At 66.9% G+C, this 26165-nt stretch carries 21 protein-coding genes and 3 pseudogenes; 11 read left to right on the top strand and 13 right to left on the bottom strand.

Annotated features, from left to right (window positions below; translation table 11 throughout):
- Positions 1–13: 13 nt before the first annotated feature.
- Both G6N15_RS22060 and sucB read right to left on the bottom strand, forming a co-directional pair.
- On the bottom strand, positions 14–925 hold the full coding sequence (locus G6N15_RS22060; protein ID WP_083088443.1) for a TIGR01777 family oxidoreductase: 912 nt from the start codon (positions 923–925) through the stop codon (positions 14–16).
- An 18-nt stretch (positions 926–943) separates the two neighbouring features.
- Complete coding sequence (sucB, locus tag G6N15_RS22055; protein ID WP_083088444.1) at positions 944–2725, bottom strand: 2-oxoglutarate dehydrogenase, E2 component, dihydrolipoamide succinyltransferase; 1782 nt, start codon at positions 2723–2725, stop codon at positions 944–946.
- A gap of 213 nt (positions 2726–2938) precedes the next feature.
- Between sucB and G6N15_RS22050 the strand changes: the two genes are divergently transcribed.
- Positions 2939–4714: an SDR family oxidoreductase gene (locus G6N15_RS22050; RefSeq protein WP_083088445.1), complete on the top strand. Its 1776-nt coding sequence runs from the start codon at positions 2939–2941 to the stop codon at positions 4712–4714.
- Positions 4715–4720: 6 nt separating this feature from the next.
- On the opposite strand, the gene G6N15_RS22045 is transcribed toward G6N15_RS22050, so the two are convergent.
- A complete protein-coding gene (locus G6N15_RS22045; RefSeq protein ID WP_083088446.1) occupies positions 4721–5059 on the bottom strand; it encodes an aminopeptidase in 339 nt (112 codons plus the stop codon).
- Positions 5060–5264: 205 nt separating this feature from the next.
- On the opposite strand from G6N15_RS22045, the gene G6N15_RS22040 reads away from it, so the two are divergent.
- Both G6N15_RS22040 and G6N15_RS22035 read left to right on the top strand, forming a co-directional pair.
- The gene (locus tag G6N15_RS22040) at positions 5265–5732 is read left to right on the top strand and encodes an SRPBCC family protein (RefSeq protein WP_083088447.1); all 468 of its coding nucleotides are present in this window, start codon (positions 5265–5267) and stop codon (positions 5730–5732) included.
- Positions 5729–7321, top strand: coding sequence for a phytoene desaturase family protein (locus G6N15_RS22035; RefSeq protein WP_083088448.1), 1593 nt, complete (start codon positions 5729–5731; stop codon positions 7319–7321). Before G6N15_RS22040 ends, G6N15_RS22035 begins: the two co-directional genes overlap by 4 nt.
- A gap of 14 nt (positions 7322–7335) precedes the next feature.
- On the opposite strand, the gene G6N15_RS22030 is transcribed toward G6N15_RS22035, so the two are convergent.
- Positions 7336–8574 carry a GNAT family N-acetyltransferase gene (locus G6N15_RS22030; protein ID WP_083088449.1) on the bottom strand — a complete coding sequence of 413 codons (1239 nt, stop codon included), beginning with the start codon at positions 8572–8574 and terminating at the stop codon, positions 7336–7338.
- A gap of 260 nt (positions 8575–8834) precedes the next feature.
- On the opposite strand from G6N15_RS22030, the gene G6N15_RS22025 reads away from it, so the two are divergent.
- Complete coding sequence (locus tag G6N15_RS22025; protein ID WP_083088450.1) at positions 8835–11192, top strand: MMPL family transporter; 2358 nt, start codon at positions 8835–8837, stop codon at positions 11190–11192.
- On the opposite strand, the pseudogene G6N15_RS22020 reads toward G6N15_RS22025, so the two are convergent.
- Positions 11189–11923 (bottom strand): annotated as a pseudogene (locus G6N15_RS22020) (DMT family transporter); the annotation flags it as partial. The gene G6N15_RS22025 and the pseudogene G6N15_RS22020 overlap by 4 nt on opposite strands.
- Positions 11924–11963: 40 nt before the next feature.
- On the opposite strand from G6N15_RS22020, the gene G6N15_RS23420 reads away from it, so the two are divergent.
- Positions 11964–12221 carry a hypothetical protein gene (locus G6N15_RS23420; RefSeq protein WP_163748060.1) on the top strand — a complete coding sequence of 86 codons (258 nt, stop codon included), beginning with the start codon at positions 11964–11966 and terminating at the stop codon, positions 12219–12221.
- Positions 12194–13345 (top strand): annotated as a pseudogene (locus tag G6N15_RS23415) (IS30 family transposase). Before G6N15_RS23420 ends, G6N15_RS23415 begins: the two are co-directional and overlap by 28 nt.
- A 3-nt stretch (positions 13346–13348) precedes the next feature.
- Here the strand turns inward: G6N15_RS23415 and G6N15_RS22005 are convergent.
- Together G6N15_RS22005 and G6N15_RS22000 are read right to left on the bottom strand one after the other, a co-directional pair.
- Positions 13349–13537: pseudogene (locus tag G6N15_RS22005) on the bottom strand (DMT family transporter); the annotation flags it as partial.
- 172 nt (positions 13538–13709) lie between these two features.
- The gene (locus tag G6N15_RS22000) at positions 13710–15245 is read right to left on the bottom strand and encodes a leucyl aminopeptidase (RefSeq protein WP_083090088.1); all 1536 of its coding nucleotides are present in this window, start codon (positions 15243–15245) and stop codon (positions 13710–13712) included.
- 39 nt (positions 15246–15284) lie between these two features.
- Here G6N15_RS22000 and gcvT point away from each other — a divergent pair, with 39 nt between their 5' ends.
- Both gcvT and G6N15_RS21990 read left to right on the top strand, forming a co-directional pair.
- Positions 15285–16382, top strand: coding sequence for a glycine cleavage system aminomethyltransferase GcvT (gene gcvT, locus G6N15_RS21995; RefSeq protein WP_083090087.1), 1098 nt, complete (start codon positions 15285–15287; stop codon positions 16380–16382).
- 23 nt (positions 16383–16405) lie between these two features.
- Positions 16406–17512: a branched-chain amino acid aminotransferase gene (locus G6N15_RS21990; protein WP_083090086.1), complete on the top strand. Its 1107-nt coding sequence runs from the start codon at positions 16406–16408 to the stop codon at positions 17510–17512.
- 67 nt (positions 17513–17579) lie between these two features.
- Here the strand turns inward: G6N15_RS21990 and G6N15_RS21985 are convergent, their stop codons facing one another.
- The 4 genes from G6N15_RS21985 to G6N15_RS21970 are packed head-to-tail and all read right to left on the bottom strand — an operon-like array spanning position 17580 to position 20596.
- Positions 17580–18305 (bottom strand): adenosylcobinamide-GDP ribazoletransferase, encoded by a 726-nt coding sequence (locus G6N15_RS21985; protein ID WP_083090085.1) that lies wholly within the window; start codon positions 18303–18305, stop codon positions 17580–17582.
- The gene (gene cobT / locus G6N15_RS21980; protein ID WP_083090084.1) at positions 18302–19363 is read right to left on the bottom strand and encodes a nicotinate-nucleotide--dimethylbenzimidazole phosphoribosyltransferase; all 1062 of its coding nucleotides are present in this window, start codon (positions 19361–19363) and stop codon (positions 18302–18304) included. Before cobT ends, G6N15_RS21985 begins: the two co-directional genes overlap by 4 nt.
- Positions 19360–19896, bottom strand: a complete 537-nt coding sequence (locus G6N15_RS21975) for a bifunctional adenosylcobinamide kinase/adenosylcobinamide-phosphate guanylyltransferase (protein WP_083090083.1) — start codon at positions 19894–19896, stop codon at positions 19360–19362. Before G6N15_RS21975 ends, cobT begins: the two co-directional genes overlap by 4 nt.
- 28 nt (positions 19897–19924) lie before the next feature.
- Complete coding sequence (locus tag G6N15_RS21970) at positions 19925–20596, bottom strand: DUF3043 domain-containing protein (RefSeq protein WP_083090082.1); 672 nt, start codon at positions 20594–20596, stop codon at positions 19925–19927.
- Between the two features lie 141 nt (positions 20597–20737).
- On the opposite strand from G6N15_RS21970, the gene G6N15_RS21965 reads away from it, so the two are divergent.
- Together G6N15_RS21965 and G6N15_RS21960 are read left to right on the top strand one after the other, a co-directional pair.
- Complete coding sequence (locus tag G6N15_RS21965) at positions 20738–21814, top strand: glycerate kinase family protein (protein ID WP_163748370.1); 1077 nt, start codon at positions 20738–20740, stop codon at positions 21812–21814.
- A gap of 69 nt (positions 21815–21883) precedes the next feature.
- Positions 21884–22240, top strand: coding sequence for a HesB/IscA family protein (locus tag G6N15_RS21960; protein WP_083090105.1), 357 nt, complete (start codon positions 21884–21886; stop codon positions 22238–22240).
- Positions 22241–22250: 10 nt separating this feature from the next.
- On the opposite strand, the gene G6N15_RS21955 is transcribed toward G6N15_RS21960, so the two are convergent.
- Positions 22251–22916, bottom strand: a complete 666-nt coding sequence (locus tag G6N15_RS21955; RefSeq protein WP_083090106.1) for an Rv0361 family membrane protein — start codon at positions 22914–22916, stop codon at positions 22251–22253.
- 174 nt (positions 22917–23090) lie between these two features.
- Between G6N15_RS21955 and G6N15_RS21950 the strand changes: the two genes are divergently transcribed.
- The gene (locus tag G6N15_RS21950; protein WP_083090109.1) at positions 23091–24065 is read left to right on the top strand and encodes a carbohydrate kinase family protein; all 975 of its coding nucleotides are present in this window, start codon (positions 23091–23093) and stop codon (positions 24063–24065) included.
- A 66-nt stretch (positions 24066–24131) separates the two neighbouring features.
- Here the strand turns inward: G6N15_RS21950 and asnB are convergent, their stop codons facing one another.
- A complete protein-coding gene (gene asnB / locus G6N15_RS21945) occupies positions 24132–26069 on the bottom strand; it encodes an asparagine synthase (glutamine-hydrolyzing) (protein ID WP_083090110.1) in 1938 nt (645 codons plus the stop codon).
- Positions 26070–26165 lie beyond the last annotated feature (96 nt).

Genomic DNA, 26165 nt, shown 5'->3' with positions numbered 1-26165 from the left:
CTACCCGGCGCCACTAGGCCACGTCGGGCCGCGCGGTGGCGTAGTTGAGTGCCTCGCCGATTGTGTTGTGGTTGAACCGGAAACCGGCGCGCTCGAGTGCGGCCGGAATCGCACGCTGGCCGCAGAGCAGACCTTCCTCGGCGAACTCGCCAAGCGCGGCACGCACCGCGAACCCCGGCAACACCAACGGGGTGGGCCGGTGCACCGCCCGGCCCAGCGCCGCGGTGAATTCGGCGTTGGTGACCGGAGCAGGGCCCGTCAAGTTCACCGGTCCAGCCAGCACGTCATGCGATATCACGAATTGCAGCGCCCGTACCTCGTCTTCGAGGCTGATCCAGGACATGTACTGGCGGCCGCTGCCCAACCGGGCGCCCAGGCCCACCGAGAACAAGGGCCGCAGGCGCCCCAGCGCTCCTCCCGACGGGGCCAGCACAAGCCCGGTGCGGGCCAGCACGACGCGGGCGCCGCTGTGTTGGGCGGGCGCCGTGGCGGCTTCCCAGTCTTGGCACAGCTGGGCAAGGAAACCCTTTCCGGCTGAGGCGGTTTCGTCGACGACACGGTCTTTCGTGTTGCCGTAATAGCCGACGGCGCTGGCATTGACCAGTACACCGACACCGGCCTCGGCGACAGCGGCGGACAGCACCTCGGTAGGTGTGATGCGGCTATCGCGGAGGTTCTGTTTGAACGCACCGGACCAGCGGCGCTGCCCGATGTTGATGCCGCACAGGTTGACAACGGCGTCGACTCCACTCAACGCAGTCGCGTCGAATTCGCCGCTCTCCGGATTCCAGTGCAACTCACCGCTATTCGCCGGGGTGCGGCGCACGATGCGCACCACCCGGTGGTCAGCCGCGCGCAATGCAGCCACCAAAGCGGAGCCGATCAGGCCGGAGGAGCCCGCGATTGCTATGACGACGTTGGCCACAGTCTCTTCAAGCCCTTCCTACAGCCCGAGGTCGGCCTCGAAGGCTCCTTCTTCGAGCCGATGCTTGATCGTGGTCAGGAAACGTCCGGCGTCAGCGCCGTCGATGAGCCGGTGGTCGTAGGTCATCGGCAGATAGCAGATTGAGCGGATCCCGATCGACTCGTTGCCGTTCTCGTCGACCACCACCCGCGGGCGCTTGACGATGGCCCCGGTGCCCAGCATGGCGGCCTGCGGCGGCACCAGGATCGGCGTGTCGTGCAGAGCGCCTTGGCTGCCGATGTTGGTGATCGTGAAGGTGCCGCCGGACAGCTCGTCGGGTTTGAGGTTCCCCGACCGCGCACGAGCGGCGATGTCGGCGATGGCGCGCGCCAGCCCGGCCAGCGACAAGTCGCCGGCGTTGTGGATCACCGGCGACAGCAGTCCTTGCTCGGTGTCGACGGCGAACCCAAGGTGTTCGGCGTCGTAGTAGGTGATCTCCTTGGTTTCCTCGTTGTAGCTGGCGTTGATGTTGGGGTGGATCTTGAGCGCGTCGATCACCGCCCGTGCGATGAACGGCAGGAATGTCAGGTTGACGCCTTCGCGCTCGGCGAAAGCGGCTTTGGCCCGCGCCCGCAACGCCACGATCTTGGTCATGTCGACCTCATGGGTCTGCGTGAGTTGCGCTGTGGCAAGCAGGGATTCGCGGGTCTTCGCGGCGGTGATCTGGCGGATGCGGCTGGCCTTTTGCGTGGTGCCGCGCAAATGCGCCAGCGCGGGTGCCGGGGCGGGCGCGGCGGGGGCTTGTGCGGCTGCTGCGGGCGCCTTCTTGGCTTCTTCTCTTTGTTCGACGGCAGCCAGTACATCCTGTTTGCGGATACGCCCGCCCACGCCGGTGCCTTTCACTTGCGCCAGGTCGATGCCGTTGTCGGCGGCCAGTTTTCGCACCAGGGGAGTGACGTACGGCGTTGCGCCCGCGGCGGGCGACGGCGCGGGCCGGGCTTCGGGCTGGGGCTCAGGCTTGGCTGCGGGTTCGGGTTGTGCGATCGGCGTCGGCTCGGGTGCGGGTTTGGCCGCCGGCTCCGGCCGGGGTGCCGGCGTCGGCTGCGGTTCCGGTTCCGGCTTCGGCTGCGGTGTCGGTTCAGGCTTTGGTTCAGGTTTTGGTGCGGGCGGGGCCGGCGGCTCGCCTGCCGGCGCGGCGGCGCCGGTGCCGATCTTGGCCAGCTCGCCGCCGACCGACACCGTGGTGTCTTCCTCAGCGGTGATGCTGAGCAGCGTCCCGGCGACCGGCGAGGGAATCTCGGTGTCGACCTTGTCGGTGGAGACCTCCACCAGCGGCTCGTCGACCTCCACCGAGTCGCCGACCTTCTTCAGCCAGCGGGTCACCGTGCCTTCGGTGACCGACTCGCCGAGCTCGGGCATCAACACCGGCGTGGCAGCTCCGTCGCCGCCAGCTTGACCGTCTTCGCTGGCAGGGGCCGGCTGTGCCTCGGGTTCGGGTTCGGGCTGGGCCTCGGGCTCGGCTGCTGTTTCCTGGGCGGCTTGCGCCGGCGCCTCAGCTGAGGGCTGGCCACCGTCGCCTTCGGCGCTGTCGCCGATGATCGCCAGCTCGCCGCCGACCTCGACGGTGTCGTCCTCCTGGGCGATGATCTTGGTCAGCACACCGGCGGCCGGAGACGGGATCTCAGTGTCGACCTTGTCGGTGGACACCTCCAGAAGAGGCTCGTCGAGTTCGACCGTGTCGCCTTCCTGCTTGAGCCAGCGGGTGACCGTCCCCTCGGTGACGCTCTCACCGAGAGCCGGCATCTGGACTGAGAAGGCCATCTCTGTTGACTCCTCGATCGATCGGGCGGTCGGCGTGGGTCGACCTCTGGCTTACCACACCGTCGTTTACCGGGGCGGCACCCAACTGATTCGAAACCATCCTGTCACTGCGAAGCTGCCGGCAGACAACCAGGGCGGGGCGGCTGTTGCCGCGGCTTGACATCGTTGCGCGCCGCGGACCAAGGTGCTTGCTACCTGTGAGCGGAGGTCCCCATGCCAGCAGCACAACAACAAGCCGCGCAGCGCTTCGTCGACAGCGCCGACGGTGCTCGCATCGCCGTCTACGAAGAGGGCAACCCCGACGGCCCGACCGTGGTGCTGGTCCACGGCTGGCCCGACTCCCATGTGCTGTGGGACGGCGTCGTTCCGCAGCTCGCCGAGCGGTTCGGCGTGATCCGTTACGACAACCGCGGCGTCGGCGCATCGTCGGTGCCCAAGCCGGTTTCGGCGTACACGATGGCGCGGTTCGCCGACGACTTCGCGGCCGTCGTCGACTCCTGTAGCCCCGACCAGCCGGTGCATGCGGTGGCCCACGACTGGGGGTCGGTAGGCGTGTGGGAATACCTGGGCCGCCCCGGGGCGCGCGAGCGGGTCGCCTCGTTTACCTCGATTTCCGGACCCAGCCAGCACCACCTCGTCGACTACATCTTCAGCGGCCTGCGACGGCCCTACCGCCCACGAACCTTCGTGCGGGCACTCAGCCAGGCGCTGCGGCTGGGCTACATGGCGTTCTTCTCGATACCGGTGCTTGCGCCGCTGCTGATCCGGCTTGCGTTGTCCAGCAAGGCAATCCAGCGCGCGTTGGTCAGGGGTATTCCCCGTGAGCAGATCCACCACTCGGCGAGCATCGCCAGAGACGCTGCGTATTCGGTGAAGACGTACCGCGCCAACTACTTTCGATCCTTTGCAGGCGCACGACGGGACCACTATGTCGACGTCCCCGTACAGCTCATCGTCAACACCGAAGACCCATACGTGCGCCCCTACGGCTACGACGCCACCGCCCGTTGGGTTCCGCGGCTATGGCGCCGCGACATCAAGGCCGGCCACTGGTCGCCGATATCACATCCGCAGGTTGTGGCGGCATCGGTGCACGAGTTCGCTGACTTCAGCGAAGGCAAACCGGCGAGCCGCGCGCTGCGGCGCGCCGAGGTGGGCCGAACTCGAGACCGATTCGGCGACATGCTGGTCGCGGTGACCGGCGCCGGCAGCGGCATCGGCCGCGCGACCGCGCTGGCATTCGCGCAGGAGGGCGCCGAGGTGGTAGTCAGCGACATCGACGAAGCCGCGGCCAAGGACACCGCCGCGCAGATAGCCGCAGCCGGCGGCGTCGCGCACCCCTACCTGCTCGACGTGGCCGACGCTGAGGCCGTCGAGGCATTCGCCGACCAACTCTGTGCGGAGCACGGCGTGCCCGACATCGTCGTCAACAACGCCGGCATCGGGCAGGCCGGTGAGTTTCTGGACACGCCGCCCGAGCGGTTCGACCGGGTGCTCGAGGTCAACTTCGGCGGGGTGGTCAACGGTTGCCGCGCGTTCGGCCGGCGGCTGGTCGAGCGCGGCACCGGCGGGCACATCGTCAACGTGTCCTCGATGGCCGCGTTCGCGCCGTCGCGGTCGTTGAGCGCCTACTGCACGTCCAAGGCTGCGGTCTACATGTTCTCCGATTGCCTGCGAGCCGAGCTCGACGCGGCGGGTGTGGGGCTGACCACCATCTGCCCGGGCATCATCGACACCAACATCGTGCACACCACCCGGTTGGATGCGCCGCCGCGGGAAGGCGAGCAGGTCGAAGGCCGCCGGCAACAGCTGGAGAGATTGTTTTCGGTGCGGCATTACGGTCCGGAAAAGGTCGCTAACGCGATCATGTCCGCCGTCGACAAGCAGAAAGAGATCCGGCCGGTCGCCCCGGAGGCTTACCTGCTCTACGGCCTGTCCCGGATCGCGCCGCAAGTGCTGCGCAGCACCGCGCGACGGCGCTTGGTGTAGCCGGGGTCAAACCTCCCCGGCTACCGCTCCGCCGGGCCGTCGGACGAACAGAGCGCCGACCACAGTAATGACGCCGATCACCGTCAGCGGGATCGACCACGCGCGCCTGCTGCCGAGCGAGGAATTGCATTCGGCGACGTAATTGCGGTGGGGGACAAGCTGACTGACGATCGGTATGTCCGGCGGAGTCTTGTCCTTCGCTTCCTGAAGGTTGGACGCTACTGCGTTGCCACATCCGATGGATCCGCCATTGTCGTCCGATATCGACACCGGCAACAACAGGCCGATGACGCCGGCCACCAGCAGCACCGCGCCCACCAACAAGATCAACCGCCGCATAGTCACGCTTGACGCCTTCCCACGATGTCGAGTAGTGCGAGGTTAGCCAATGCGATCGGCCGGGAAGCGGCTTTTCGCGCGATACCGCGCTGAGCGGCGGCCGCAGGATCGGCGACCTGCGTCAATGCAGGTTTGACCCGGGTGTGACGCATTGTCGTCGGCGGCCTTGGGTACCCGCAGGAATCAGCCCCGATGCGAAAGGACCTTGCCGATGACTGCCACACGAGAGCTGTCTGCGACGCGGGATGTGCGCGCCTCATGCCAGCAAGTCTGGGACGTACTGGCCAACGGGTGGACGTACACCCAATGGGTGGTCGGAAACAGCCGGACTCGTGCCGTCGACTCGAACTGGCCTGAGCCGGGTTCTGTCATCCGGCACTCGATCGGGGTGTGGCCACTGGTGATCAACGATCAGACCGAGGTCGAAAGTTGTGAGCCACTGCGTGAATTGGTGCTGCGCGCGGGGCTCGGGCCGTTCGGCGCCGCGCGGATCACGATGCGCCTGCACGAGACGCCGAAAGGCTGCCGGGTCGAGATGATCGAGGTGCCGGCCGAAGGACCGATCCGCTTCATCCCCGACCAGCTGACACTGGTGGCCATCCATCCCCGCAACCGCGAGTGCATCCTGCGGCTGACTGCCCTAGCCGAACGTCTTGAGCCGAGCCAGGTGGAGGGATGACCGCGGAAGCCGTCGACGCGGTTGTCATCGGCGCCGGACACAACGGGCTGGTCGCCGCCGCGATGCTGGCCGACGCCGGTTGGGACGTGCTGGTCTTGGAAGCTCAGCCCGAGCCCGGCGGCGCGGTGCGCAGCGCCGAACTGACACCGGGGTACGTCACCGACTTGTTCAGCTCCTTCTATCCCATGACGGCGGCATCTTCGGCGATGGCCGCGCTGCACCTCGAGGACCACGGGCTGCAGTGGTCGCGCGCGCCCGCGGTCGTCGGCCATCCCGCCAGCGCAGCCGACGACGACCCGCCCATCCTCTACCCTGACCCGGCCCGCACCGCAACAGAATTCGAGCGCAGGGAACCAGCTGACGGCGAAAACTGGTGGCGGATAGTCACGTTGTGGGAAAAGATCAAATCGCCACTGCTGGACGCAATCCTGTCGCCTTTTCCGCCGGTATTTCCGACTATTCGGCTGCTGCTCAAACTCGGCACAGCGGATGCGGTTCGGCTGGCTCACCTGTTGGTGCAGCCGGCCAACACCATGGTGGAGCAACTATTCGACGGTGAGGCACCGCGATTGCTATTGCTGGGCAACGCGATGCACGCCGACGTACCGGCCGAGGCGCCCGGCAGCGGTGTGTTTGGTTTCCTGATGACGATGCTCGGCCAAGACGTCGGATGGCCTGTTCCCGTCGGCGGTTCAGGTCAGCTGACCGCAGCACTGGTCAACCGGGCTCGCTCGGTGGGCGCACAGATCGAGTGCAACCAGAACGTCGCGACGATCCAGGTGCAAAATGGCCGCGCAGTCGGGGTGACCACCGACGGCGGACGAACCGTGCGGGCTCGACGTGCGGTGGTGGCCGACGTCACCGCACCGCGGCTGTTTTGCGACATGCTGCCAGCCGATGCCGTTCCGGTTGGTCTGCGTGATGAGCTCGAGCATTTCGTCTGGGACCCGCCCGTGGTAAAGGTCAACTATGCGCTTGACAGCAAGATTCCTTGGCGCGCTATGGGTTTGGCCGATGTCGGCACGATCCATCTCGGCGCCGACGCGGACGGGCTAGTGCGTTGGATGGCCGATTTGAATACCCGGGTCGTGCCTGAACACCCCTTCATGCTGTTGGGTCAGACCACCACAGCCGACCCGAGCCGGTCACCGGCTGGCACCGAAAGTGTTTGGGCCTACACACATCTGCCGCGCAACGTCGCCGACGACGACTCAGCCGAACGGCTCGCCAAAGCGGTGGACCACGTCATCGAGGAACATGCGCCCGGTTTCGGGTCGCATGTGATCGACCGGTTCGTGCAACGCCCGTCGGATTTGGAAGCCAGTGACGCGAATCTGCACCTCGGTGCGCTCAACGGCGGAACCGCTCAACTGCAGCAGATGTTGGTCTTTCGCCCCGCGCCGGGAATGGGCCGGGCCGAAACACCTGTCGAGGGGCTGTATCTCGGCAGCGCGTCAGCGACACCGGGAGGCTCGGTACACGGCGCGTGCGGGCGCAACGCCGCCAACGCAGCGTTGGCGGCCGCCGGCTGGACCGGCTGGCCGCGGCGCAAGCTGACCCGCGGTGTGCTCTCGCTGCTGACGAAGTAAGTATGTTGCCGGTATCAGAACAGCGTGCCGCAGTACGGTACCCGTTCGGTAGCGAAGGCGGCATCCAGATTGCGTATCGCACCGCTACGCAACTCTGTGATGCGGTTCGCTCGGTGAAGTTCGTACGCTCGATGCGCGCCCATGTAGATCGTTGCCAGCTCGCCGAGGCCGAGCTTGATGTCCGCGGGCCCGTCATGCGGCGTGCATTTCCCAACGCCGTCGCGCGTCTGCAGCAGGAATCGTCCTCCCGCGACGCTGAGCGGGTCTGTCACGTCCAATACGACGTCGGCGTCAGCGGAGTATGCGCGTGCGCCAAGCGCGTCAGGCACATTCATGATCCGCATCCAGAGGAAATCGCTCAGCGCTGCGGTTGGGGCAGCAAGCTGATCCTTGAGTTTGAGCGGAAGCGGATCGTCGATCGGAACCTCGATCGCTATGTTGTCGAACATCTTCATACCCACCAGCGTCGCAAGCAGTTCGGTATGTGCTTCGTCGGTGACAGGGCAGAAGTCTTGAACCACCACTGAGCCAAACGGCCGTCGAAACGCGTGTGGTGACGCGCCGGTCACCCGGTATGTCAGGAACCCGTCCGGATGGACAATGAAATTCAGCGACGACCCGTTATCCCGTTGCGTCACTCTGTCTTCCAGAAAATCGGCCCACCAGCCGCTGTCTCGGCTCAGTGCCCCAGGCGTTATGGCGCACCACCGATCGTAGATTTCCGGTAGGTAGCGACCCGCCACAGAAGCGTGGACCTCACGCGCCTGATTCCGGCTGGGCTTAGCGCGTAGCTCCGTGAAGCGTGGCTCAATGTTGTACGTGCGCGCATAGGTGGCCACGCCTGCGCCCAAGATCTCGTACACCGTTGGCTGCGTCGGAACACCACACAGGATGGGATAGCCACGCTCCTGGAGTATTCCGAAGCCCTGGAGACTGATCCGCTGCCAGATTCCTCTTCCCTGATGCGTTGCCGCGACGGCGATCATGGCCAGCCAGGAGGCGTCAAGACTGGCGCCGCCCGGCACGGTCAGCCGCAACCTGTAGTAAAGGGAGGTCCCGACCAGACACGGATCCTCCGGATTGGAGACATCCTCGGCGACCAGAATGTCGTTGGGCTGGATCCGGCGTTTCCAAGCCTCAATGTCGCCCGGCTCCACCGTAACCCCGTACACGCGGGCCTGATTTTCATAGACCGCCTGCAGGTCGTCATCTGTTGCGTACCTAATGCTGATGGAGTCGTCCGTCGTATTCATCGCGTCCAATCAGGTGTAGCCCAGCCGAACCGCCGCTCCGCCAACCAGATCCGCTGAGCTGTTTTCGAGGGGTTTTCGAAGGTTGCCGAGAGTGCCGCCTCGCCGAGCCTACCCACCGAATGACCGCCGCAACCACGCAGGTCACTGGGAAGCGCCGATGTGTAGCGTGGTGTCTTTGCTGGTGAAAAACCCGGCGCCAGGTAGGCAGCCGGTATGGGGTACACGGTTGGTGGCGGGGTCGACAGCGGAAGGACGCCGAGGTGCTGCGAGCAATCACCCGACTTGCCATTGCCGCGCCGCGACGCATCATCGCGGTCGCCGTCTTTCTTGCGCTGGCGGCGGCGGTTTTCGGCATCCCGGTGGTCAACAGCCTGTCGGCCGGCGGCTTCCAAGACCCGACGTCGGAGTCAGCGCGAGCGACCGAACTACTCAGGGACAAGTTCGACCAGACCGATCAGAAGATGATGATCGTGCTCAGCACACCCGCCGGCGCCCGCAGCGATCAGGCGCGCCGGGTCGGCACCGACATCGTCGCGCACCTGAAACGGTCGCCGTGGGTCTCCAATGTGTCCTCGGCATGGACGTCGCCGCCGCAGGCCGCCGCGCAGCTGATCAGCAAGGACAACAAGTCCGGGATGATCGTGGCCGACCTGAAAGGCGGCGAGGACAACGCGCAGAAGTACGCCAAGACGCTTTCGGCTGAACTGGTACACGACCGCGACGGCGTCACCGTGCGCGCCGGTGGCATGGCTGTGGCCTACGCCCAGATCAACCAGCAAAACCAGCACGACTTGGTGTTGATGGAATCCATTGCGATTCCGCTGAGCTTCGCCGTGCTGGTCTGGGTTTTCGGCGGCCTGGTAGCGGCAGCGCTGCCGATTGCCCTCGGCGGGCTGGCCATCGTCGGCACCATGTCGGTGTTACGGCTGATCAGCTTTACCACCCACGTGTCGACCTACGCGCTGGACCTGAGTATCGCCATGGGTCTGGCGTTAGCGATCGACTACACATTGCTGATCATCACCCGCTACCGCGAGGAGCTGGCCACGAGCAACGACCCCGAGCGGGCACTGTTTCGGACCATGGCCACCGCCGGGCGCACCGTTCTGTTCTCTGCGACCACCGTCGCCTTGTCCATGGCGGTGTTGCTGGTGTTTCCGATGTACTTCTTGAAATCGTCCGCCTACACCGTTGTGGCCACGGCAGTCATTGTTGCGCTGGCCTCCATCGTCGTCACGCCGGCGTTGATCGTGGCGCTGGGGCCCCGGCTGGACGCGTTGAATGTGCGCCCGATAGCGGCCCGGCTCCTGCCCGGGTTGAGACGGAACCGCGACCACGCGCACAAGCCCGTGAACTCGATGTACTTCTGGTACCGGTTGACCAAGTCCGTGTTGCGCCACGCAGTCCCGGTCGGCCTTTCCGTGGTCGCGCTGCTGCTGCTGCTTGGCGTGCCGTTCCTGGGAGTGAAGTGGGGTTTTCCGGATGAGCGTGTGCTGCCGCGATCGGCATCGGCCCGCCAAGTGGCCGACATGTTGGACAACGATTTCGCCAACGGGTTAGGGAACGCGGTTACCGTCGTGATCCCCGACGCCCGTGGTGTGAGCCCCGCCGACGTGGAGCGCTACGCCGCCGAGCTATCCAGGGTCCCCGACGTGTCGGCCGTGAGCGCACCAATGGGAACATTCGTGTCCGGACACCTGATGGGGCCGGCCGGCGGACCGACGGGCGTTGCTAGCGACAGTGCGTTTTTGACCGTCAGCAGCACCGCGCCACTGTATTCGGACGCCTCGGACACCCAACTCGACCGATTGCACAAGGTCGGCGGACCGGCCGCGCGGAATGTGCAGATGACCGGCCTGGCGCAGATCAACCGCGACAACGTCGCCGCGATCACCCAGCGCCTGCCGACCGTGTTAGGGCTGATCGCCGTCATCACGTTCACGCTGCTGTTCTTCCTCACCGGCAGTGCGGTGATACCGCTGCAGGCGCTGGTCTGCAACATGCTGTCGCTGACGGCGGCATTCGGGGCAATGGTGTGGATCTTCCAGGACGGCCACCTCGGCGCGCTGGGGACCACCCCGAATGGGACGTTGAACGCCAACATCCCGGTGTTGCTGTTCTGCATCGCCTTCGGGCTGTCCATGGATTACGAGGTGTTTCTGGTCTCGAGGATCCGCGAGTATTGGGTGGCCTCCGGGGCGGCCCGCGAGTTCGGACCGAATTCAGCCGAGGCGCGCGCCGACAACGATGAGGCCACGGCTTTGGGCCTGGCCGGCATCGGTCGGGTGGTCACCGCCGCCGCGCTGGTGATGTCGATCTCTTTTGCCGCATTGATACCCGCACAGGTGTCATTCATGCGGATGCTTGGTCTCGGCCTCACCCTTGCCGTGCTGGTCGACGCGACCCTGGTGCGAATGGTCCTGGTTCCGGTTTTCATCCACCTGGTCGGTCCCCGGAGTTGGTGGGCGCCCAAGCCGTTGGTCTGGCTGCACGACCGGTTGGGGGTTGGTGAATCCGCGGCTGTCGCGGTGGGCCGCCGTCGCTGGGCAGCTGAGGCGTCGCACCCCACAGCGGGATATGATCAGGAGCCGGCTGTCTCGGTGACGGACAGCAGTTAGCGCGTCGACAAGGCGTTTTCGGCGCGCAGCTGTTCGTCGATTCGATCACGGGTCGCGACGGCTTCGTCGCGGGCAAGGTCGACGATGGCCGCCGCCATCACCAGCACGGCGAATACCAGAGCGATCAGCCCGGCCCGACCGGTGTTCAGCGTCTCGCCCAAGACGACCACACCCAGCAGTGCCCCGACCACCGGCTGCGACACCTGCAGGGTCGGCATCGACGCCGTCAGGGGCCCGGCCCGAAACGCCGCCTGGCTCCACACCACACCACCCAGTGCCACCAGCACGCAGGCATACAGCTCAGGTGTCCGGACCACCGCCCATCCGCCACTGCCGAGCCGATAGACGACTTCCTTGGTGAGTACCGCGAAGACACCCCAAAGCGCACCTGAGACGAACGCGAACAGCACCGCGGCCACGGCACCTCCTCGGATCCGCGCAGCAGCGACGCATCCGACCAGCAGAGGCCCCAACACAACAGTCACGGTGGCCCAGGTATGCAGCGACGCGCTGGAATGACCGGCCTGCGGGTTGCCGACGGTGACGATCACAATCACCGCAGCGGTCAGTAGACCGGCGGCAATCCACTCTCGGCGGGCTACAAGGTGTTTCGACAACCTGGCATTGATCGGCAGCGCGAACAGCACCGAAAGGGTAAGCAGTGGCTGTACCAGCAGCACCGAACCGACGCCCAGTGCGGCCGCCTGCAACGCGATGCTTGTCAGGCTCAAGTGATCGCTGCAACACCTTATCGGGAGGTGTTGGGGCCGAATGGGTTATCAGACGGGGTTTCGGGGTCATGGTGTTCATCTGAGCGTCGAGTCGGCGGCTTTGGTGCGGGAGGAGTTTTGGAGGGCTGTTGGATCGGGGTTGTCGCCGACGGCGGCCGCCACGGTGGCGGGGGTGGCGGGTACCACAGGCCGAAAATGGGCCAAGGCCGCGGGATATCAGACCAATAGCAAGCACCACGGCATCCGGTATTCGCAGCAGGTCAGGGACGTATTTTGGGAGGCGCTGCGGTCGGGTTGACCCCGGCGCAGGCGGCGGTGGGTGCCTGCGTGTCGGAGCACACCGCGCGACGCTGGGTCGATCAGGCTGGCTACGTGCCCAGAACACCAGTTGTTGCTGATCTAGAGCCGGCCGCGGCGTCGCGGTTGTTGTCGTTTACCGAGCGGTGCCGACTCGAAGAGTTGCTGGAGGCGGGTTTCCCCAGGCCGACATCGCGCGGCTGTTACAGCGTGACGCCTCGACGATCAGCCGGGAAAAAGCTCGAGGAGCAACCAGCTGTGGCTACCGGGCCCGGGTCGGCCAAGACGTCGTCGATGCGGCCCGGCTCGCCCAAGCCGCGCAAGCTGGAGTCCAACCCGGCCTTGTTGGGCGAGGTTGTGCAACGCTTGGAACAGCGGCACAGCCCCGAGCAGATCGCGGGCCGGCTGCGCGAAGATTTCCCCGACGATCCGGAGATGTGGGTGTCTCACGAGACGATCTATCAGGCCATGTATGTGCAGCCCCGGGGGGAACTGGCCCGCCAGGTCAAGGCCGCGCTGCGCACCGGCCGGACCCAACGGAAACCTCAGGGCCGCAGCACAATCGACACTCGGGGCCGGATCAAGGACATGATCAACATCAGTGAACGCCCGGCTGAGGCCGACGATCGTGCGATCCCGGGGCATTGGGAGGGCGACTTGATTATCGGCCAAAACCAGGCCTCCCAAATCGGCACCCTGGTCGAACGCACCACCGGGTTCGTGATGCTGCTGCACCTATCCGAGGACCGCAGCGCCGCCACCGTCGCTGAGGCGATGAGCGCGGCGATCCCGAAGATTCCCGAGGTTTTGCGTCGCTCGCTGACCTGGGACCAAGGCAAAGAGATGGCCTTGCACACCAAGATCACCGAGGCCACCGGGTTGCCGATCTACTTCTGCGACCCGCACAGCCCTTGGCAGCGCGGCACCAATGAGAACACCAATGGTTTGCTGCGCCAGTACTTCCCCAAAGGCACCGACCTGTCCTTTCACGGACCCGGGATCCTCGACAACGTCGCCGCCGAGCTCAACGCCCGCCCCCGCAAACGCTTCAACTGGCGCACCCCTGCCGAGGAACTCGATCGGCTACTCTCAGACCCGTCCGCATCTGTTGCAGCGACCGCGTGAATCCAAGCTTGCTATCAGCACCACGGCGCCCCACTGCCACCGTCGGTCCCGTAGCAGCTTCGCCAGCAGCCGAACGTGGCCCACCGACCCCTCGGTGATCCGGCGCGCCGCACGTTGCTGGACCACGTCGCCGATCGCGACGCACAGCGCGGAACCCAGCGCGAGCAGAGCGGCGATAGCCAGCTTGGCCATGAGCGGTATCTCCGTCGGTGTCGAAAGCAGTTGCGAGCAACCACTTCGGGTTGCCCTTTTTCAAGTCGTACCATCCGCACGCAACCGCCCAGGTAAGGCGTGGGACACGGGCTCGTGCCGTGGGAATGTCGGCTGACGATGTTGTCGACAGAACCGGCGACGTCGACCTGCGCTAGCCGTTCTGCGCGATGTCCTCCAGGACGGCGATCATCGTGCGGATCGGCACACCGGTGCCACCCTTCGGTGTGTAGCCCCACGGGCTGCCGGTGTTGTAGGCGGGTGTGGCGACGTCGATGTGCGCCCAGGCCACCCCGTCGGCGACGAACTCCCGCAGATAAGTCCCCGCCACCAGCATCCCGGCGAAGCGCTGCCCGGTGACGTTGGCGATGTCGGCCACCGTCGACTTCAAATCGTCCTTGAGTTCGTCGGGCAGCGGCATCGGCCAGCCGTTCTCGCCCACGTGCTGCGAGATCGCGGCCACCCGGTCGCGTAACTCGTCGCTGCCCATCACCCCGGGCGTGCGGGTGCCCAGCGCCACCGCTTGCGCACCGGTCAGCGTGGACGTCTCGATCAGATAGTCCGGTTTGTCTTCGCACGCCCGCACAATGGCGTCGGCCAGGATCAGCCGGCCCTCGGCGTCGGTGTTGAGCACTTCACTGGTGGTGCCGCCGTAGTGGGTCAAGACATCGCCCGGGCGCTGCGCGGTGCTTGACGGCATGTTCTCAGCCATCGGCACCGTCGCGATCACGTCGATCGGCAACTCCAGCTGCGCGGCCAGCGTCACGGTAGCGATGACCGCCGCCGCGCCGCCCATGTCGGAGGTCATGTAGTGCATGTTGGCGGCCGGTTTGATCGAGATTCCGCCGGTGTCGAAGGTGATCCCCTTGCCCACCAACGCAACCTTCTTGGCCTGCTTAGCGTTTTTGGCCAGCCGCGACCCGTGGTGGATCAGGCGTACGACTCGTGGCAGCCGCGACGATCCCTTACCGACACCGATCACCCCGCCGTAGCCGGCCTTCTGCAGCGCTTTGTCGTCGAGCACCTCGACGTCCAATCCGGCGGATTCACCCAAAGCCTTTGCACGGTTGGCCAATTCGGCAGGGTAGAGGTGACTGGGCGGGGTGTTGACCAAGTCGCGCGCGGTGGCGACGGCGGTCGCGACGGCCGTGGCGTGGCTGGCTTGCTTCTTGGCGTCCTTAGCGGTGGACAGCACCGTAATTTTGCTCAGCCCGGGATCTTTGGGTGCCGTCTTTGCGCTGCGGAACTCGGTGAACCGGTAGCTGCCCAAGATCAGCCCTTCGACGGTGGCGCCGACGTCGAGTTGCGAGAGTGTCGTGATCACCGCTTCGGCTCCGTTGAGTGCTCGTGCGGCGGCCCCGGCGGCCCGTCGAACGACGTCGGCCGGCCACTCGTCGCGCGGTTTGCCCAGCCCGACAGTCAGCACACTGCCCACCGGCAACGACGGCGCTATCAGCCGGTGCACCTGCTCGGAGCTGCCTTTGGCGCCCAACGCACTCAGGCTCGTTTCGATCTCTGCGATCGCATCGGCGTCTAGGAATGGTTCGGCCGCGGCGACCGTTGCGCCTGGTCGATCCTCGTTGCCGGTCGACACCACGGGAACCACCAGGACCGCCTTGCCGCCGCCGCGACTCGGCACTGATGTGGCAACGGTGACAGAGGGCGACTGGTAACCGGTATATGTGCTCACGGCGATAACCCTAACCACCGCGCACTAGGGTCGAGTCTTGTGAGCGATGAGCTGCAGCACGGACCGCTGGAAGACCGTCACCGCGAGTTGGGCGCCAGCTTTGCCGAGTTCGGCGGCTGGCTGATGCCGGTGTCGTACGCCGGCACGGTCGGCGAGCACAACGCCACCCGCAACGTCGTCGGCTTGTTCGACGTCAGCCACCTGGGCAAGGCGTCGGTGCGCGGGCCGGGCGCGGCGCGATTCGTCAACTCGACGCTCACCAACGACCTGAGCCGCATCGGGCCGGGCAAAGCGCAATACACCTTGTGCTGCAACGAGTCCGGTGGCGTCATCGACGACCTGATCGCCTACTACGTCGCCGACGACGAGATCTTCCTCGTGCCCAATGCCGCCAACACCGTCGCGGTGGTCGCCGCGCTTGCGGCGGCCGCACCGGCCGAGCTCGAGATCGTCAACGAGCACCGCTCCTATGCAGTGCTCGCCGTGCAGGGACCTCGTTCCGCCGAGGTGCTCGACGAACTGAAGCTCCCGACCGGGATGGAGTACATGGCCTATGCCGATGCCTCGTTTTCCGGCGTGCCCGTACGCGTCTGCCGCAGCGGCTACACCGGCGAACACGGCTACGAGTTATTGCCGCCCTGGGAATCCGCCCGTGTGGTCTTCGACGCTTTGTTGGCCGCGGTGACCCGTGCGGGCGGGCAGCCGGCCGGGCTTGGCGCCCGCGACACGCTGCGCACCGAGATGGGTTACCCGCTGCACGGGCATGAGCTGTCGGCCGACATCTCGCCGCTGCAGGCTCGCTGTGGTTGGGCAATCGGCTGGAAGAAGGAAGCGTTCTTCGGGCGCGATGCGCTGCTGGCCGAGAAGGCCTCCGGGCCGCGGCGGCTGCTGCGCGGACTGCGCGCGGTGGGCCGCGGTGTACTGCGGCCCGACCTGGCAGTGCTCGACGGCGACACCAAAATCGGGATCACCACATCCGGAACGTTTTCTCCGACATTGAAAGCCGGCATCGCGCTGGCGCTGATCGACACCGACGCGGGCATCGAGGACGGTCAGCATGTCACCGTCGACGTCCGGGGCCGCGCGCTGGAATGCGAAGTGGTGCGACCGCCGTTCGTCCAACCAAAAACCCGCTAGACACGCGCAGATACAATCGCAGGATGAGCAGCGGCCTTCTCGAGTTCACGGTTTCGCCCACCGCAAACCCGACACCTGACGAGGTACGCGAATCGGTTCTGCGCGATCCCGGTTTCGGCAAGTACCACACCGACCACATGGTGTCCATCGACTACGCCGAGGGCCGGGGTTGGCACGACGCGCGGGTCATCCCTTATGGGCCGATCGAACTCGATCCCTCGGCGATCGTTTTGCACTACGCGCAGGAAGTCTTTGAGGGCTTGAAAGCCTATCGCTGGGCCGACGGGTCGATCGTCTCTTTTCGCGCTGATGCCAACGCCGCTCGGATGCGATCGTCGGCGCGGCGCATCGCGATCCCGGAACTGCCTGACGAGCTGTTCATCGAGTCGTTGCGCCAGCTGATCGCCGTCGACCAAGCCTGGGTGCCGCGGGCCGGCGGCGAGGAGTCCTTGTATCTGCGGCCATTCGTCTTCGCCACGGAGCCGGGATTGGGAGTTCGGCCCGCCAAACAGTACCGATACCTGGTGATGGCCTCGCCGGCCGGCGCGTACTTCAAGCATGGCATTAAGCCCGTCACCGTCTGGGTGTCCACCGAATACGTGCGGGCCGCGCCGGGCGGCACCGGTGCAGCGAAGTTCGGGGGCAACTACGCGGCCTCGTTGGTGGCTCAGGCTCAGGCAGCCGAAATGGGTTGCGAGCAAGTGGTGTGGCTCGACGCGGTCGAACGCCGCTACATCGAAGAGATGGGCGGCATGAACCTGTTCTTCGTGTTCGGCAGCGGCGCTTCGGCTCGGCTGGTCACACCGGAGCTGTCCGGCTCACTGCTGCCGGGCATCACCCGGGATTCGTTGCTGCAGTTGGCTACTGACGCGGGCATCGCCGTCGAGGAACGCAAGATCGACATCGACGAGTGGCAGAAGAAGACCGCTGCCGGCGAGATCACCGAGGTGTTCGCCTGCGGCACCGCTGCTGTCATCACCCCGATCTCGCATGTGAAGTACGGCGACAACGAGTTCACCGTCGCCGACGGCGAACCAGGCGAAGTCACAATGGCTTTGCGCGACACCCTCACCGGAATCCAGCGCGGAACCTTCGCCGACACCCACGGCTGGATGGCGCGACTCGGTTAGGTCGCGAGCAGACGCAAAAGCCTTCAGACTTGGCAATCTTAAGGTGCTTTTGCGTCTGCTCACGCAACTAAACCGCTGCCAGCAGCACCGCGGTCACCGTCGTCGTGGCCTCGATGGCCGCGCCCAGTACGTCGCCGGTGATGCCGCCGAACCGTTGCACACAGTGCGCCACCAGGGCGACGCTGCAACCCAGCGCCACCAGCACCGCGACAGGTCCCTGCCACAGCTGCGAACCGGCCCATACCGACGCCACCACGATGGCCGCCACCCACCCCCAAACCGAGATCGCTGACTGGGTGCCGGCCACGTACGTACCCAGCGTGCTGCCCTGGGCCGCGGGCACCGACCGGCGGCAGGCCAGCACCGCAGCGATCCGGCCCACGCACACCGCCACCACGATCGCGGCCGGGCTCAGAACCGAAAAACCAAGGCCCTGAAGGATTATCACGAGCACGACGGCCGCCACCCCGAACGGTCCTGTCGATCCGTCGCGCATCACCTCGAGCGCCCGCGGGGAAGGCCCGTAGCAGCCGAGCCCGTCGGCGGTATCGGCCACGCCGTCGATGTGTAGGCCCCGGGTTGCGGCCAGAAGGACAGCCACTGCGAGGAATCCGGCCAGCGGGCTGCCGGAACCGAACGCCAGTGCGCCGAGCCATGCCACCACCGCGGCCAGCACCCCGAGCATCGCTCCCACGACTGGCAACGCGGTCATGGTGCCACGGCCCAGCGGGCGGTCACCCATGCCCGGCAGGACCGTCCCGAATGCGAAAGCTGTTGCCAGCGAACGGATCACGTTATCTCGTCGAGAGTGTCAGCCTGGGTCGCGACACCGGCCGCGGAGAAAGTGGCCATCGACGTCAACGTGGCCACTGCGGCTCGCAGCACCGGCAGCGCGACCGCCGCGCCGGTGCCCTCCCCGAGCCGCATCTGCAGGTCCAGGATCGGGTCAAGCCCAAGCTGCGCCAACGCGAGCGCGTGCGCCGGTTCCGTAGAGCGGTGACCGGCCTGCCACCACAGCCGCGCACCCGGCGCCAGGCGCTCGGCGAGCAGAGCCGCAGCCGTCACCGCCAGGCCGTCGAGAAGTAAGGGCGTGCGCCGCACCGCGGCCTGCGCACAGAAGCCGGCGATCGCCCCGAGATCCGCGCCCCCGCAACACCGCAGCAGCCCGATCGGGTCCAAGAGCACCGACCGAGCCCGGAACAGGGCGTCGCGCACGGCAGCCGTCTTACGTGCCCAGCCGGCGTCGTCGATTCCGGTCCCGTAGCCCACCACCGCAACCGGCTCAGCACCGGTTACTGCGGCCACCAAAACCGTTGCCGGAGTGCTGTTTCCGATACCCATATCCCCGGCGATCAGCAGGTCGGCGCCGGCGTCGACCTCCTCGTCGGCGATCCGGCGGCCAGCTTCGACTGCGGCGAGGGCCTCCTCGTCGCTCAGCGCATCCTGCTCCGCGATATTGCCGCTGCCACGCCGGACCTTGTATGCGCCGATCCGGTCCGAGAGCGCGTCCGCGTCAACGGCCAGGTCGACGACGCGCACTGTCGCGCGGGCAACCTCGGCCACCGCGTTGATCGCCGCCCCGCCCGCGTCGATGTTGGCCACCATCTGGGCGGTCACCTGCGGCGGGTAGGCCGAAACCCCGGACGCTGCAACGCCGTGGTCGCCGGCGAACACCACGATCCGCGCTCGCTCGAATTGCCCTGGCGGGCAAACACCTTGGCACGATGCGACCCACACCGACAGATCTTCCAGGCGGCCCAGCGAGCCCGGCGGCTTGGTCAGCGTGTCCTGGCGAGCGCGCGCGGCAGCGGCAGCCTCGGCGTCTAGGGGCGGCACCGCGGGGAACGTCATCGCGTCGCCACCTTGATCGGCACGGGCTGTCCGGCCACCACTAACACCACCCGCTCGCACAGCGCGGCCAGCCGCTGGTTGAGCCCGCCCAGCTCGTCGGCGAAGCGACGGCCCGACGCGGTTGCCGGCACCACGGTCAACCCGACCTCCGGGCTGACCAATACCAGCGGCCCATGAAACGCGCGCACTGCGGCGATCACCTCTTCGACGTCGACTGCCACCGATCCGGCGTCCCAGGCCTGCTCGCGATCCAGTGTGGCGGCCAGCCAGCCGCCGATATCGTCGACCAGAGTCGGAGTGTTCGGTGACTGTCGCAATTGCGTTGCGATGTCATCTGTTTCGACCGTCGACCAGTGTGCGGGCCGACGGCGGCGATGCTCGGCGACCCGTCGCGACCAGTCTTCGTCGCCGTCGAAGGCCGAGCCGGTAGCCACGTAGCACACCGGTTGGTCCGGTGGCACGGACTCGGCGATGGCCGCCTCTGCCCACCGGGACTTACCCGACCTGATTCCGCCGAGCACCAGCGTCCGCACCGTAGGTCAGGGAGCTTTCCGGCGAGAGCTAATCAACACGGCTGCCGTGACTGACCTGAGGCCGGGGAGCCCGCATTCGGCGCAGCTGCGAGGCGCGGCCGAACGCGTACCAGCCGAGCTTCCACCGGCTTTCGGTGTTGCCCGGGAACTTCTCGTCGACCCGGTTGGCGACTTTGCGGCCCAAGATGAGCCCGTCGATCGCCATGACGACCATCAGCAGCATCATCGCCGGCGACATGTACATCTGCAGCTGCGGCACGCCGAACATGATGAACAGCAGGCCCAGGGTGGCCGGCATGAACAGGCCGAGCACGTTGCGGCGGGCGTCCACGATGTCGCGGACGTACCGGCGGATTGGCCCCCGGTCCCGGGGCAGCAAGTAGGCCTCTTCGCCCGCCATCATCCGCTCGCGCCGCTCCGTCATCGCAGCCCGCCGTGCGGCCTTTTCAACCCGTCGTTCCTCGGGGCTGAGCTTGGCCCCGGCCATCGCCTTACGCCGGGCCCGGGCCTCCGCAGCGGTCATCGGGGCCGGTGCGACCGGGCCCCGGCGCCGGGCGCTGTCGCGCTTGGGCGTGGGCCGCCCCTTCGGCGCGGTGGTCCGGGAACGACCGGGTGCGTCAGTAGCGACATCGCTGGTCACCGCCGATTCGGTTTCCGCCGAAGCGTCGTCGCTGTCTTTCTTCCGGCCCAGCAGCTTCACAGAGGCCAGGTTACTTCGTGGGTTGCCCGGTCGGCATCGGCCTGTCATGCGCGGTCATGGACCCGGCCATACGCTTGCTCAATGAGTGGCACCGGCGCCGGCGTGCGGGGGAGCGCGCCTGCAGAAGCCGAGGTGCCTCCTCTGCGGCTGCTGATTGCCCCGGACTCCTTCGGCGAGACGCTGACCGCGGTGCAGGCTGCTGCTGCCATCGCTACCGGCTGGAGCCGCGTGCGCCCCGCCGATCACCTCACCATCGCACCGCAGTCCGACGGCGGGCCGGGCTTCGTGGCGGTGCTGGCCGGCCGCGTAGGGGAGCTGCGCCGAGTCCGCGTGTGCGGTCCGCTGGACGTCGAGTCCGACGCCGACTGGGTGTTCGATGCCGAGTCGGCGACGGCATACCTGGAAAGCGCGCAGGCGTGCGGTTTGGCTCTGCTCGGCGGTCCGCCGACGCGGCAGACAGCGTGGGCGGCCCACAGCCGGGGAGTCGGCCAGCTCATCGAGGCCGCGCTGGGCGCCGGAGCGACGCGGATCGTCGTGGGCTTGGGCGGCAGCGCGAGCACCGACGGCGGGCGGGGGCTCGTCGAGGAGCTCGGGGGGCTGGTCGCCGCCCGCCGTCGCCTGGCGGGCGTGGAGCTGATCGCCGCTTCCGACGTCGAGCACCCGCTGTTGGGGCCCTGGGGTGCCGCGCGGGTGTTCGGGCCGCAGAAGGGTGCCGACGCGGCCACCGTGGCGGCGCTCGAAGGGCGTCTTGCCGAGTGGGCCGACGAACTCGACGCGGCCGCCGGGCGTCAGGTCAGCGCGGAATCGGGGGCGGGCGCTGCCGGCGGCATCGGTGCCGCGCTGCTCGCCCTGGGTGGCCGGCGGCAGTCCGGGGCGGCCATCGTCGCCGAGCACACCCGCCTGGCCGACGACATCGCCGCCGCCGATCTCGTCGTCACGGGTGAAGGCCGGTTCGACGAGCAGTCGTTGCGCGGCAAGGTGGTGGGTGCGCTGGCCACCGCGGCGCGCGGCCGTCAGGTGCCGGTGCTGGTGCTGGCCGGTCAGGTCTGTCTGGACGGTCTTGCATTGAAGTCAGCGGGCATTTTGGCCGCATTCGCGGTGGCCGACTACGCGGGTTCGGTGCGGCTGGCGCTGGTCGACGCCGCGAATCAGCTCATGGGTCTGGCGAGCGCGGCGGCGGCGCGACTCGGGAATAGCGCCCCGACAAGGTACCTTTGAGTAAGTGGGTTGCAGTCGGCATCAGACCGCAGCGGCCCATCGAGCGATAAGGCATACAGGGGAGAAGCAATGACCGTTCAGGGCGAGTCGACCGCCAAGACCCACGGCGTGATCTTGACCGAGGCCGCTGCCGCCAAGGCGAAGTCACTGCTGGACCAGGAAGGACGCGACGACCTGACGCTGCGCATTGCGGTCCAGCCGGGGGGCTGCGCAGGCCTGCGCTACAACCTGTTTTTCGACGACCGCACACTCGACGGTGACCTGACCGCGGAGTTCGGCGGCGTCACGTTGACCGTGGACCGGATGAGCGCGCCATACCTGCAAGGTGCATCGATCGACTTCGTCGACACCATCGAGAAGCAGGGCTTCACTATCGACAACCCCAACGCCACGGGGTCGTGCGCCTGCGGCGACTCGTTCAACTGAGGCGCCGCGGCTAGTAGCTGCCGGCCGTTCGCAGCACGTAGGAACACACCAGCACCTGACCGTGCTGGAACAGTAGCTGCGCGAGTCCCTGCACCTTGTCGCGTGCGGGCCCGCCGGTTGCTGGCTTGACCCGCATGGTGAACAGCACCTGGGCCTGGTAGTTCGACCAGTAGACGATCTTGTCGATCGAGGTCACCTCGGCCTGGGAGAACTGCTTGCGGAATGCGTCGCTGCTGAGTTTGGCCAGTGCCTGGTCGGAGCGACGATCCCGCACCGCGTCATAGATGCCGCACAACGTGTTGCGCGCGATGGTGTCGATGTCGCGGTTCTCCAGCGCATCCAAATAGCCCTGGATCGCCGTCTTGGCCGTGCCCTCGGATAAGACTCCGCCGGCAGTGGACCGATTCTCGTGCGTCCCGAACGCGATAGCGGCCGCCATCGCCGCGATCAGCGCCAACGCCACGGCACCGCCAATGACCCAGCGGCGGCGCTGTCGTCTGGGGTAGGGCACCGGCGGCGGCAACCCGCCCGGGTAGGCGGCCGACGGAGGCGCTGCATCGCCGGGCCGCGGGCCGGCGTAGGCCGGCTGCGGGGGGATCGGCTGGCTGGGGTGGGGTTCCGTGTAGGGCGGTCCTTCGGCGCCGACTCCATGGTTCGGCGAATGCGGACCGGCCATCGATGGTTCTCCTACCGTCGTGACGGGGCGACGAGTGTCGCCCACAGCGTTCAGGTTCCGGTGAGCTCCCTTGGCAGGCTAGCGCACGCCTGGCCGCTGGCCGGGACGTCCTGGTGGCCGCTAGCCTGAGTAGTCTTAGCTAGACGAGCTTAGAAAATGAAGGGTGGATTCTTCGTGACGATTGCGGTGACCGGTTCGATTGCAACCGACCATCTGATGCGGTTTCCGGGCCGGTTCTCCGAGCAGCTGCTCGCTGAGCACCTGCAGAAAGTGTCGCTGAGCTTCCTGGTTGACGACCTGGTGATCCACCGCGGCGGGGTGGGCGGAAACATGGCCTACGCCATCGGCGTGCTGGGTGGGGACGTCGCGCTGGTCGGTGCGGCCGGCGACGACTTCGCGGACTATCGCGACTGGTTGCAGGCGCACGGCGTCAACTGCGACCACGTACTGATCTCGACGACGGCACACACCGCGCGTTTCGTCTGCACCACCGACCGGGAGATGGCCCAGATCGCGTCGTTCTATCCGGGCGCGATGTCGCAGGCGCGTGACATCTCCCTGGCCGACGTGGTGTCGGCGATCGGCACCCCTGAGCTGGTCATTATCGGAGCCAACGACCCGGACGCGATGTTCTTGCACACCGAAGAGTGCCGCAAACTCGGTCTGGCCTTCGCCGCGGACCCGTCTCAGCAGCTGGCGCGGTTGAGTGGCGAGGAGATCCGCCGGCTGATCAACGGGGCCACCTACCTGTTCACCAACGACTACGAGTGGGACCTGCTGTTGTCGAAGACCGGCTGGACCGAAGCTGACGTGATGGCCCAGGTGGCGCTTCGGGTGACCACGCTGGGCGCCAAGGGGGTCGACCTGGTCGACCCGGACGGCGGGGTGATCCACGTCGACGTGGTTCCCGAAACGAGCCAGGTCGATCCCACCGGCGTGGGTGATGCGTTTCGGGCCGGCTTCCTCACCGGCCGCAGCGCCGGGCTGAGCCTGGAACGTTCGGCGCAACTGGGCTCACTGGTTGCGGTGCTGGTGCTGGAGTCCACTGGCACCCAGGAGTGGGAGTGGGATCGCGACGTCGCCGTGACACGGCTGGCCGGCGCCTACGGCGGCGGCGCCGCCCGGGAGATCGCCGCTGCGCTGGTTTGATTGCGCCGAACAGACGCAAAAGCACCCGAAATTGCTTGGAATAGGGCGCTTTTGCGTCTGCTCGCGCTACAACTGCACCGGGTAGTGGGGTTCTTTGATCTGCGGCACCACGCTGTGCTCGACGAAAATCGCGTGCCACAGCATGAAAATCAGCACCGTCCACAGCCGGCGACCGTGATCGCTTGTGCCGCATCGGTGTTCGTCGAGCATCCGGCGCACCGAAGCAATGTCGACGAGCTGGTCGGCCTGCGAAGAGTCCACGATCGCGTAGGCCCACTCCAGCAGTTCGCCGGCGCGCAGCCAATGCCGGATCGGCACCGGGAAGCCCAGTTTGGGGCGGTTGAGCACATGGGCCGGCACGATCGGCTCCAGCGCACGCCGCAGCGCGTATTTCGTGGTGGTCCGGGTGATCTTGGCCTGCACCGGTAGCCGCGCAGCGACGGCGAACACCTCGGGGTCCAAAAACGGCACCCGCAGCTCCAGCGAGTTTGCCATCGTCATCTTGTCGGCCTTGACCAAGATGTCGCCGCGCAACCAGGTGAACAAATCGATGTGCTGCATGCGGGCCACGGGGTCCCATTCCGTGGACTCCGCGTACAGCGAGGCGGTGACGTCAGTGTGGGTCCACTCCGGGCGGAAGTCGCGCAGCACCGCCCGCAGTTGCTCGTCGGAGAAGCTGCGGGCATTGCCGTAGTAGCGCTCCTCGAGCGTCAACGATCCGCGGTGCAGCAAGCTCTTGCCGCGCATGCCCTCCGGCAGCGGCCTGGACACCTTGCCCATCGAGCGCCGCAGCGGTCGCGGCAGGTAGTCGAATGGCTTGAGCGACAGCGGTTCCCGATAGATCGTGTAGCCGCCGAACAGCTCGTCGGCGCCCTCGCCGGAGAGCACCACCTTCACATGCTTGCGCGCTTCGCGGGCGACGAAGAACAGCGGCACCAGCGCCGGATCGGCCACGGGTTCATCGAGGTACCAGACGATCTCGGGCAATGCGGCCACAAACTCGCTGGGACTGACCACCTTCGCCACGTGCCGCGCCCCGATCGCTTCGGCCGAAGCCACGGCGACGTCGATCTCGGAGAACCCTTCGCGCTCGAAACCGGTGGTGAAGGTGATCAGCCGCGGGTTGTGGCGGATGGCCAGGGCCGCGATCGCCGTCGAGTCGATGCCGCCCGACAAGAACGCGCCGACGGTGACGTCGGCGCGCATGTGCTTGGCCACCGAGTCCTCGAGGACCGCGGTGATCTCGTCGTAGCGGGCCTGTTCGGTGTCGCCGGTGATCGGTTCGGGGTTGAACCGGGGCACGAAGTAACGGGTGACCTCCGGTTCGGGTTGGCCTGGGCGGATGCGGGCGTAGCACCCCGATTCCAGGCGGCGCACGCCGCGGGTCAATGTCTCCGGCTCGGGCACATACTGCAGCACGGTGTAGTGCTGGACGGCCCGCTGGTCGATGCCGGTGTTGAACCCGATCAGGTCAGCCAAATCCAGCAGGCACTTTTTTTCGCTGGCCACCGCGGTGCCGCCGGTGCCGCTTGCCATGAACAGCGGCTTGATGCCAAAACGGTCGCGGGCGCAGAACAACTCGCGGCTAACGGTGTCCCAGAGCGCGAAGGCGAACATGCCTCGCAACCGCGCCAGTGCGTCGACGCCCCAGTGGTGGTAGGCCGCGATGATCGCTTCGCCGTCGCCGTCGGTGGCGAACACGGCGCCATAGCTGGCAGCGAGTTCCGCGCGCAGCTCGAGGTAGTTGTAGATCTCGCCGTTGAACACCAGCACATACCGATCGGGCGACTCCGGCGGCCCCCACCGCAGCGGCTGATGCGAATGCGCGATATCGATGATGGACAGCCGGTTGAAGCCGAAGACGACAGACCCGTCAGGGTCGGTCCACGTCCCGGGCTCGTCGGGGCCGCGGTGACGCATCAGGTGGGACGCCTCGGCCACGGCGCCGGCTGCACCGCTCGCACTGCCGGCGGCGGCACCGACGAAGGCCAGCAGTCCACACACGGCGCCCCAGTATGCCGCAAGTCGGCGCTCGTCGGCGTCGCGTCTCGTGATCGGCCGACCAGGCGGGTAGCTCGTCACCGGTGGCTATGCGTGGTC

It is taken from the genome of Mycobacterium noviomagense (assembly GCF_010731635.1).
Classification (GTDB): Bacteria; Actinomycetota; Actinomycetes; order Mycobacteriales; family Mycobacteriaceae; genus Mycobacterium; species Mycobacterium noviomagense.
The sequence above is the reverse complement of the archived record's forward strand: the minus strand, read 5'-3'. Positions and strand labels throughout refer to the sequence as shown.